At 68.7% G+C, this 8,499-nt stretch carries 13 protein-coding genes; 1 reads left to right on the plus strand and 12 read right to left on the minus strand.

Annotated elements, in window-relative coordinates:
• Positions 1 to 152 precede the first annotated feature (152 nt).
• The 12 genes from rpsQ to ACFRAV_RS14165 form a co-directional block, all read right to left on the minus strand.
• Positions 153 to 437 (minus strand): 30S ribosomal protein S17, encoded by a 285-nt coding sequence (gene rpsQ / locus ACFRAV_RS14110; protein WP_382554964.1) that lies wholly within the window; start codon positions 435 to 437, stop codon positions 153 to 155.
• Positions 434 to 658, minus strand: coding sequence for a 50S ribosomal protein L29 (gene rpmC / locus ACFRAV_RS14115; protein ID WP_351110700.1), 225 nt, complete (start codon positions 656 to 658; stop codon positions 434 to 436). The genes rpsQ and rpmC overlap by 4 nt, the downstream gene beginning before the upstream one ends.
• Entirely contained in the window at positions 658 to 1,077 is a 420-nt protein-coding gene (rplP, locus tag ACFRAV_RS14120; RefSeq protein WP_005313579.1) for a 50S ribosomal protein L16, read from the minus strand. The genes rpmC and rplP overlap by 1 nt, the downstream gene beginning before the upstream one ends.
• Before the next feature lie 3 nt (positions 1,078 to 1,080).
• Positions 1,081 to 1,920 (minus strand): 30S ribosomal protein S3, encoded by an 840-nt coding sequence (rpsC, locus tag ACFRAV_RS14125; RefSeq protein WP_382554968.1) that lies wholly within the window; start codon positions 1,918 to 1,920, stop codon positions 1,081 to 1,083.
• A complete protein-coding gene (rplV, locus tag ACFRAV_RS14130) occupies positions 1,920 to 2,267 on the minus strand; it encodes a 50S ribosomal protein L22 (RefSeq protein ID WP_108954813.1) in 348 nt (115 codons plus the stop codon). Before rplV ends, rpsC begins: the two co-directional genes overlap by 1 nt.
• A gap of 42 nt (positions 2,268 to 2,309) precedes the next feature.
• Positions 2,310 to 2,591, minus strand: a complete 282-nt coding sequence (gene rpsS / locus ACFRAV_RS14135; RefSeq protein WP_108954814.1) for a 30S ribosomal protein S19 — start codon at positions 2,589 to 2,591, stop codon at positions 2,310 to 2,312.
• A gap of 12 nt (positions 2,592 to 2,603) precedes the next feature.
• Positions 2,604 to 3,440, minus strand: coding sequence for a 50S ribosomal protein L2 (gene rplB, locus ACFRAV_RS14140; RefSeq protein WP_351110705.1), 837 nt, complete (start codon positions 3,438 to 3,440; stop codon positions 2,604 to 2,606).
• A gap of 51 nt (positions 3,441 to 3,491) precedes the next feature.
• Positions 3,492 to 3,911 carry a 50S ribosomal protein L23 gene (rplW, locus tag ACFRAV_RS14145; RefSeq protein WP_351110707.1) on the minus strand — a complete coding sequence of 140 codons (420 nt, stop codon included), beginning with the start codon at positions 3,909 to 3,911 and terminating at the stop codon, positions 3,492 to 3,494.
• Positions 3,911 to 4,558, minus strand: a complete 648-nt coding sequence (rplD, locus tag ACFRAV_RS14150) for a 50S ribosomal protein L4 (RefSeq protein ID WP_351110709.1) — start codon at positions 4,556 to 4,558, stop codon at positions 3,911 to 3,913. Before rplD ends, rplW begins: the two co-directional genes overlap by 1 nt.
• Positions 4,559 to 4,562: 4 nt before the next feature.
• Positions 4,563 to 5,207, minus strand: a complete 645-nt coding sequence (gene rplC / locus ACFRAV_RS14155) for a 50S ribosomal protein L3 (RefSeq protein ID WP_351110711.1) — start codon at positions 5,205 to 5,207, stop codon at positions 4,563 to 4,565.
• Between the two features lie 17 nt (positions 5,208 to 5,224).
• Positions 5,225 to 5,533 carry a 30S ribosomal protein S10 gene (gene rpsJ, locus ACFRAV_RS14160; RefSeq protein WP_003948644.1) on the minus strand — a complete coding sequence of 103 codons (309 nt, stop codon included), beginning with the start codon at positions 5,531 to 5,533 and terminating at the stop codon, positions 5,225 to 5,227.
• 774 nt (positions 5,534 to 6,307) lie between these two features.
• Positions 6,308 to 6,775 carry a MarR family winged helix-turn-helix transcriptional regulator gene (locus tag ACFRAV_RS14165; protein ID WP_382554974.1) on the minus strand — a complete coding sequence of 156 codons (468 nt, stop codon included), beginning with the start codon at positions 6,773 to 6,775 and terminating at the stop codon, positions 6,308 to 6,310.
• Between the two features lie 87 nt (positions 6,776 to 6,862).
• On the opposite strand from ACFRAV_RS14165, the gene ACFRAV_RS14170 reads away from it, so the two are divergent.
• Positions 6,863 to 8,398 (plus strand): MFS transporter, encoded by a 1,536-nt coding sequence (locus tag ACFRAV_RS14170; RefSeq protein ID WP_382554978.1) that lies wholly within the window; start codon positions 6,863 to 6,865, stop codon positions 8,396 to 8,398.
• Positions 8,399 to 8,499 lie beyond the last annotated feature (101 nt).

An 8,499-nucleotide genomic window follows, 5' to 3' on the forward strand; every position in this document is an offset into this window, starting at 1 on the left:
TGCCGGTTCCCTCCGGAGCAGAGCCGGAGAGCCTGGCGGAACTCACCCGCGGGAGACCCCCGCGGGAATTTACTTGGCCTGAAGAGGCGAGGAACCGGGCCGGGGGGCGAGGTGGCCCCCCGGCCGGTCAGCTGGGGCAGGGCCCCGGCTTGTTACTTCGCCTTCTCGAGGATCTCGATGACGCGCCAGTGCTTGCTGGAGGACAGCTTCCGGGTCTCCATCAGGAGGACGCGGTCGCCGATGCCGGCAGCGTTCTGCTCGTCATGCGCCTTGAGCTTGTTCGTACGGCGGATGACCTTGCCGTACAGCGCGTGCTTCACGTGGTCCTCGACGGCGACGACGACGGTCTTGTCCATCTTGTCGCTGACGACCAGACCCTCACGGGTCTTGCGTGCGTTGCGCTCGGTCTTCTGCTCAGTCACGTTGTTCTCGCTCATGCGTTCTCCACCGACTCGATGCCGAGCTCACGCTCACGCATGAGGGTGTAGACCCGGGCGATGTCCTTGCGGACCGCCTTCAGACGGCCGTGGTTCTCGAGCTGTCCGGTCGCCGCCTGGAAGCGGAGGTTGAACAGTTCTTCCTTGGCCTCGCGGAGCTTCGCGAGAAGCTCCTCGTTGCCCAGCTCGCGCAGCTCGGACGCCTTGGTACCGACCGACATCACGCTTCACCTGCCTCGCGCTTGACGATCCGGCACTTCATCGGCAGCTTGTGGGCCGCGCGAGTAAGCGCCTCACGGGCGATCTTCTCGTTGGGGTAAGACAGCTCGAACATGACCCGACCCGGGTGCACGTTCGCGACCCACCACTCCGGAGAACCCTTACCGGAACCCATGCGGGTCTCGGCAGGCTTCTTGGTGAGGGGGCGGTCCGGGTAGATGTTGATCCAGACCTTGCCGCCACGCTTGATGTGGCGGGTCATCGCGATACGAGCGGCCTCGATCTGACGGTTGGTGACGTACGCCGGCGTCATGGCCTGAATGCCGTACTCGCCGAACGCAACAGTCGTACCGCCCTTGGCCATACCGCGGCGCTTGGGGTGGTGCTGCTTGCGGTGCTTGACCCTACGCGGGATCAGCATGGGTCAGCTCTCCTTTCCGGCAGAGCTCGGCTCGGCAGCGGCGGCGGCAGGAGCCTCGGCCGTGCGGGCCTCGGCGGCGGGCGCCGACTGCTGGGGCTTGCGACCGCGACCGCCACGCTCGCCACCGCGGCCACCACGGCCGGCCGGGCGGTCGTTGCCACCACGGGCCGGGCGGTTGCCGGCACGGGCGGCGGCGTTCTCGGCGCGGACCTCGGCGATGTTCTTGACGTCGCCCTTGTAGATCCAGACCTTCACGCCGATGCGGCCGAAGGTCGTCTTGGCCTCGAAGAAGCCGTAGTCGACGTTCGCGCGGAGCGTGTGCAGGGGCACGCGGCCCTCGCGGTAGAACTCCGAGCGGGACATCTCGGCGCCGCCGAGACGACCGCCACACTGGATCTTGATGCCCTTGGCCCCGGCCTTCATCGCCGACTGCATGCTCTTACGCATGGCGCGACGGAAGGAGACGCGGGAGGAGAGCTGCTCGGCGACGGCCTGGGCCACGAGCTGAGCGTCCGTCTCGGGGTTCTTGACCTCGAGGATGTTCAGCTGGACCTGCTTGCCGGTGAGCTTCTCGAGGTCACCGCGGATGCGGTCGGCCTCGGCGCCACGGCGGCCGATGACGATGCCCGGACGAGCGGTGTGGATGTCCACACGCACGCGGTCACGGGTGCGCTCGATCTCGACCTTGGAGATGCCGGCGCGCTCCATGCCGGACGTCATCATCCGACGGATGGCGACGTCTTCCTTGACGTAGTCCTTGTACAGCTTGTCGGCGTACCAACGCGACTTGAAGTCGGTCGTGACACCGAGCCGGAACCCATGCGGGTTAACCTTCTGGCCCATTACCGGGTTCCTTCCTTGCTGCTGACGACCACGGTGATGTGGCTGGTCCGCTTGCGGATCCGGTAGGCGCGGCCCTGGGCGCGCGGACGGAACCGCTTCAGGGTCGGGCCCTCGTCGACGTACGCCTCGGAGACGTACAGGCTCGACGAATCGGTGTGGTCGTAGTTGTGCGCGGCGTTGGCGATGGCGCTGTCCAGCACCTTGCCGACCGGCACGCTCGCGGCCTGCGGGGCGAAACGCAGGACCGCCTGAGCCTCCGTGGCATCCATGCCACGGATAAGGTCCACCACGCGGCGGGCCTTCATGGGCGTGACGCGGATGTACCGCGCCTGGGCCCTGGCTTCCATGGTTGTCCCTTCAGTGTCTGTCATGGTCTTTCACAGCCCCGCTTAGCGGCGCTTCGACTTCCGGTCGTCCTTGACGTGACCCCGGAAGGTGCGCGTCGGCGAGAACTCGCCGAGCTTGTGGCCGACCATGGACTCGGTGACAAACACCGGGATGTGGGTCTTGCCGTTGTGCACCGCGATCGTGTGGCCGAGCATGGCCGGGACGATCATCGAGCGACGGGACCAGGTCTTGATGACGTTCTTGGTGCCGGCTTCGTTCTGGACATCCACCTTCTTCATGAGGTGGTCGTCGACGAAGGGCCCCTTCTTGAGACTACGCGGCATCTAAACCCGCTCCTAGCGCTTCTTGTTCGTCTTGCGGCGGCGGACGATGTACTTGTTCGACGCCTTCTTGGGCGAACGAGTACGACCTTCCTTCTTGCCCCACGGGGAGACGGGGTGACGGCCACCGGAGGTACGGCCTTCACCACCACCGTGCGGGTGGTCGACCGGGTTCATGACGACACCACGGACGGTCGGGCGAACGCCCAGCCACCGCTTGCGGCCGGCCTTGCCCCAGTTGATGTTGCTCTGCTCGGCGTTGCCGACCTCGCCGATGGTCGCGCGGCAGCGCACGTCGACCAGGCGGATCTCACCGGAAGGCATGCGGAGGTGGGCCATCGAGCCCTCCTTCGCGAGCAGCTGCACGGAGGTACCGGCGGAGCGGGCGAACTTGGCGCCGCCGCCCGGACGGAGCTCGATCGCGTGGATCGTGGTACCGACCGGGATGTTGCGGATCGCCAGGTTGTTGCCCGGCTTGATGTCGGCCCCGGGACCGTTCTCGACGCGGTCACCCTGCTGCAGGTTGCGCGGGGCGAGGATGTAGCGCTTCTCGCCGTCCGCGTAGTGCAGCAGCGCGATGCGCGCGGTGCGGTTGGGGTCGTACTCGATGTGCGCGACCTTCGCGGGCACGCCGTCCTTGTCGTGACGACGGAAGTCGATCACGCGGTAGGCGCGCTTGTGGCCACCACCCTGGTGGCGAACGGTCACACGACCGGCGTTGTTACGGCCGCCCTTGCTGTGCAGCGGGCGGACCAGCGACTTCTCCGGCGTGGACCGCGTGACCTCGACGAAGTCGGCGACGCTGGAGCCACGACGGCCCGGAGTCGTCGGCTTGTACTTGCGGATACCCATTGTCTCTCAGTCCTCGGAAGTAATCCGAAATCTGGACGATTCCGACCGCCGTCAGGCGGTCGGACCGCCGAAGATGTCGATACGGTCGCCCTCAGCGAGGGTTACGATCGCGCGCTTGGTGTCGGGACGCTTGCCGAACCCGGTGCGGGTCCGCTTGCGCTTGCCCTGGCGGTTGATCGTGTTGACCCCGGTGACCTTGACCGAGAAGACCGACTGCACGGCCTGCTTGATCTGGGTCTTGTTGGCCCGCGTGTCGACGAGGAACGTGTACTTGTTCTCGTCGATGAGCGCGTAGCTCTTCTCCGACACGACCGGCTTCAGCAGCACGTCACGGGGGTCCGTGTACGACTTGCTGGCCGGGGTGACGACGGTGTTCTTGCCCTCGGCGGCGTGGCGGCGCGCCTTGGCGACGCGCGCGGCCTTGGCGGCCTTCGCAGCCTTGGAGGCGATGCTCGGGTGACGCGTAGCCATCAGGCCTCGCTCCCTTCGGTGACGGCCTGGCCGCCGGACACGAAGGACTCGAAAGCGGCCTTGGTGAAGACCACGTCGTCCGAGACGAGAACGTCGTACGTGTTCAGCTGGCCCGGCTCCAGGATGTGGACCTGGGGCAGGTTGCGGGCGGACAGCCACGCGGCCTCGTCGGCGCGGTCGACGACCAGGAGCAGGTTCTTGCGCTCCGAGATCTTGCCGAACAGCGACTTGGCGGCCTTCGTGGAGGCGGCACCCTCGACCACGCCGGAGACGACGTGGATGCGGTTGTGACGCGCCCGGTCGGTGAGGGCGCCACGCAGGGCGGCGGCCTTCATCTTCTTGGGGGTCCGCTGCGAGTAGTCACGCGGCACGGGACCGTGCACGACGCCACCACCGGCGAACTGAGGCGCGCGGGTCGAACCCTGACGGGCGCGACCGGTGCCCTTCTGGCGGTAAGGCTTGCGGCCACCACCACGGACCTCGGCGCGGGTCTTGGTCTTGTGCGTGCCCTGACGGGCCGCGGCCAGCTGCGCGACGACGACCTGGTGGATCAGCGGAACGCTGACCTTGGCGTCGAAGATCTCCGAGGGGAGCTCGACGGTACCGGCCTTGTCGCCCGCCGGCGAAAGGATGTCAACAGTGCTCATTACCTCAGGCCCCCTTGGCCGCGGTGCGGACCAGGACGAGGCCGCCGTTCGGACCGGGAACCGCGCCCTTGATGAGCAGCAGACCCTTCTCCGCGTCAACGGCGTGGACGGTCAGGTTCTGGGTGGTCACGCGCTCGTTGCCCATACGGCCAGCCATGCGCATGCCCTTGAAGACGCGGCCCGGGGTGGCGCAGCCACCGATCGAACCCGGCTTGCGGTGCACGCGGTGGGCACCGTGCGAGGCCTTGCCGCCACGGAAGTTGTGACGCTTCATGACACCGGCGAAGCCCTTGCCCTTGCTCTTGCCGGTCACGTCGACCTTGATGCCGGCCTCGAACACCTCAGCGGTGATCTCCTGGCCGAGGGTGTACTCGGAAGCGTCCGAGGTACGGATCTCGACGAGGTGGCGGCGGGGAGTGACGTCGGCCTTGGAGAAGTGGCCCTTGAGGGGCTTGTTCACCTTGCGCGGGTCGATCTCGCCGAAGGCGATCTGGACCGACTCGTAGCCGTCGGTGTCGTTCGTACGGACCTGGGTCACGACGTTCGGGCCGGCCTTGACGACGGTGACCGGGACGACGCGGTTGTTCGCGTCCCACACCTGCGTCATGCCGAGCTTCTCGCCCAGGATGCCCTTGATCTGCTTAGCCATTCTCAGATCACCGGCCTTCAGAGCTTGATCTCGATGTCGACACCGGCCGGGAGGTCGAGTCGCATCAGGGAGTCAACGGTCTTCGGAGTCGGGTCGAGAATGTCGATCAGGCGCTTGTGCGTGCGCATCTCGAAGTGCTCGCGCGAGTCCTTGTACTTGTGCGGCGACTTGATGACGCAGTACACGTTCTTCTCAGTGGGCAGCGGCACCGGGCCCGCGACCGACGCACCAGTGCGAGTCACCGTCTCGACGATCTTCTTCGCCGAAGAGTCGATGACCTCGTGGTCGTAGGCCTTGAGCCGGATGCGGATCTTCTGTCCCGCCATGGCTACTCAGTAGTCCTGTCTCTAGTAACGCTCTGGAACCCAGTGGGTTTGCTGGACCCTCTTCGCCGACCCACGCGGTCGGGCGTGTCGCGCTCCCGTCGATACGAAGTCCCGAACGAATCGGAAGTCCCTACCAGATGGTGATGGGAGTGCGGCTCGCTGCCGCGGAACCGGGAGCGGAAGGCCCACCGGGTGCCTGGCCGGAGCTGCGCCGACACTTCCCGGAAGATTCCCGTACTTCCAGCCCGCATGGGGCTGACGAGTACTGTGGGACTCGCTTCCGGTCCTCCCGGCGGGAGACGTGCGACATCAACACTCGACCGAGCAACTTGGCTAGTGTGCCATACGGCAGACGAGCCTGGCCAATCGGGCGGAAGAGAGTACCCGGCGTGCCGAGCACGTCAAACCCAAGGGTGCCGTGTCGCGCACGGTGCGTACAAAGCCGCAGGTCAGTGCGGCCTTCCGCGCCACGGTCGGCCCATTCGCGCCCCCTCCTCCGCACCCTTCCCCTCGCTGTCCCCGGGGCCTGCCGGGCCCCAGGCGCGGGCCGCCCCGTCGAATGTGGCGCGGATCATGCCCGTTCGGGTGAAAGGGAGGGCTCACGGGTGCCGTGACCGCGGGGAGCCGTCCGTGAGCGTCCCGCGCGGCAGGCGGGTGCGGACACCGCCCGGACCGCGCCCCGCCTCCAGCCCAACTCCGGCAGCCCGCCCACGAGTTCACGCGCCTGGCGGGACGGCGCCGTCCCGAGCGGCGCGGCCTGCGGGTGCGGACCAGTCACGAGGGGCAGTTCCGGTGGCCCATCGGGCCGGCGCCGTGGGTGTCGAGCAGGGTGGCGAGGGCGTCGACCAGAGCGGCCGCGGCCTGCGGGTCGAGCGGGGCGAGGAAGGAACGCTCCACCCGTTCACGCGCCCGTTCGGCCTCGGCCAGGCACCGTTCGCCCTCCGGCGTGAGGGTGATGACGTTGCGCCGCCGGTCCAGGTCGCTGCGGCGCCGCTCCACGTACCCGTTGCGCTCCAGGGAGTCGATCGCGCCGACCATGCTGGTGCGGTCCAGGCAGATCCACTCGGCGAGCTCCATCTGCGAAGGCTGCTCCGCCGACTCGTGGATGACGGCGAGGACCGCCAGCTCACGCGGGTGGAGGCGGAACGGCGCCAGCGCCTCCCCCAGCTCGGCGGACAGGCGGCCCTGGGCCTGCTTCAGCAGGTAGCCGAGGCGCTGCGACAAAAGAGGCGCGTCCTTCATGGGAATGAGCGTATCCTTCACTGATGTTCAGCACTACTGATGATCTGCTGAACTGATGAATTCCCTCGAAGGAGCGACGTCCTCGCCATGAGCGAACCCTCATTCCCCGCTTCCAAGGGAGCGACACGGACCGCGTCGCCCGCCGCCCCCGGCGGCGTCGACGACGCGCCCGACCCCCGCCGCTGGTGGGGCCTGGTGGTCATCGCCCTGGCCCAGCTGATGGTGGTGCTCGACGCCACCATCGTGAACATCGCGATGCCCTCGGCGCAGAAGGCGCTGGAGATATCCGACGGCAACCGGCAGTGGATGATCACCGCCTACACCCTGGCCTTCGGCGGTCTCCTGCTGCTCGGCGGCCGGGTCGCCGACCTGGTCGGCCGCAAGCGCACCTTCGTGATCGGCCTGGTCGGCTTCGCGGTCGCCTCCGCGATCGGCGGAGCGGCCCAGACGTCCGGGATGCTGTTCGCGGCCCGCGCCCTGCAGGGCGCGTTCGGCGCGCTGCTCGCCCCGAGCGCGCTCTCGCTGATGACCACCACCTTCACCGACCCGCGCGAGCGCGGCAAGGCGTTCGGCATCTACGGCGCGCTGGCCGGCGCGGGCGGCGCGATCGGCCTGCTGCTCGGCGGCATCCTCACCGAGTACCTGGACTGGCGCTGGTGCCTGTACGTCAACATCCCGATCGCCGTGATCGCGGTGATCGGCGCGACGGTCCTGCTGCACGACCGGCCCGGCCACCGCGAGGCGCGGCTGGACGTGCCCGGCGTGCTGCTCGGCTGCGGCGGTCTCGTCGCCGTCGTGTACGGCTTCTCGGAGGCCGAGGCCCAGGGCTGGAGCGACTCCACGGTGCTGACGCTGCTGATCGGCGGCGCGCTGCTGCTCGTCTGCTTCGGTCTGTGGCAGGCCCGCGCCGCCACCCCGCTGCTGCCGCTGCGGGTGCTCGCCGACCGCAACCGCGCGGGCAGCTTCCTCACCATGGGCCTGGCCACCATCGGCATGTTCGGCGTGTTCCTCTTCATGACCTACTACCTGCAGGGCATCCTCGGGTACTCCCCCGTCCGGACGGGTCTGGCGTTCCTGCCGATGTCCGCGGCGATCATGATCGGCTCGACGCAGATCTCGGCGCGCCTGCTGCCGAGCACCCCGCCGCGGATGCTGATGGTCCCGGGCATGGTCCTCGGCGCGGCCGGCCTGAGCTGGCTGACCTTCCTGGAGGTCGACTCCGCCTACGCGACGCACGTCCTCCCCGGCATGCTGCTGCTGGGCCTCGGCATGGGACTGACCTTCATGCCGGTCTTCTCCACCGCGACGGCGGGCGTCCGGCCGCAGGACGCCGGCGTCACCTCGGCCACGGTCAACACCGCGCAGCAGGTGGGCGGCTCGCTCGGCACGGCCCTGCTCAACACCCTCGCCACCTCGGCCACCAGCAGCTACCTGGGCGAGCACCGTCCCGGCCCGGGTGGCCCGGCACGACTGGCGCAGGAGGCCATGGTGCACGGGTTCACCCACGCCCTGTGGTGGGGCGTCGGCGCGATGCTGCTCGCCGCGGTCGTGGCGGGTCTGCTCGTCACCACCGGCCCGGCGGCTCGCGGGCGCGGCCCCCAGGCGCCGGCCGCCGCGCACTGAGCGGGGCGCGCCGCTGAGCGAGGCGCGCCGCTGAGCCGGGCGCGCGGCCGAGGCGCGCCGCTGAGCGCAGGTCGCGGGAGGGCGGCGGGCGGAATGCCCGC

Source organism: Streptomyces sp. NPDC056600, assembly GCF_042792855.1.
Classification (GTDB): domain Bacteria; phylum Actinomycetota; class Actinomycetes; order Streptomycetales; family Streptomycetaceae; genus Streptomyces.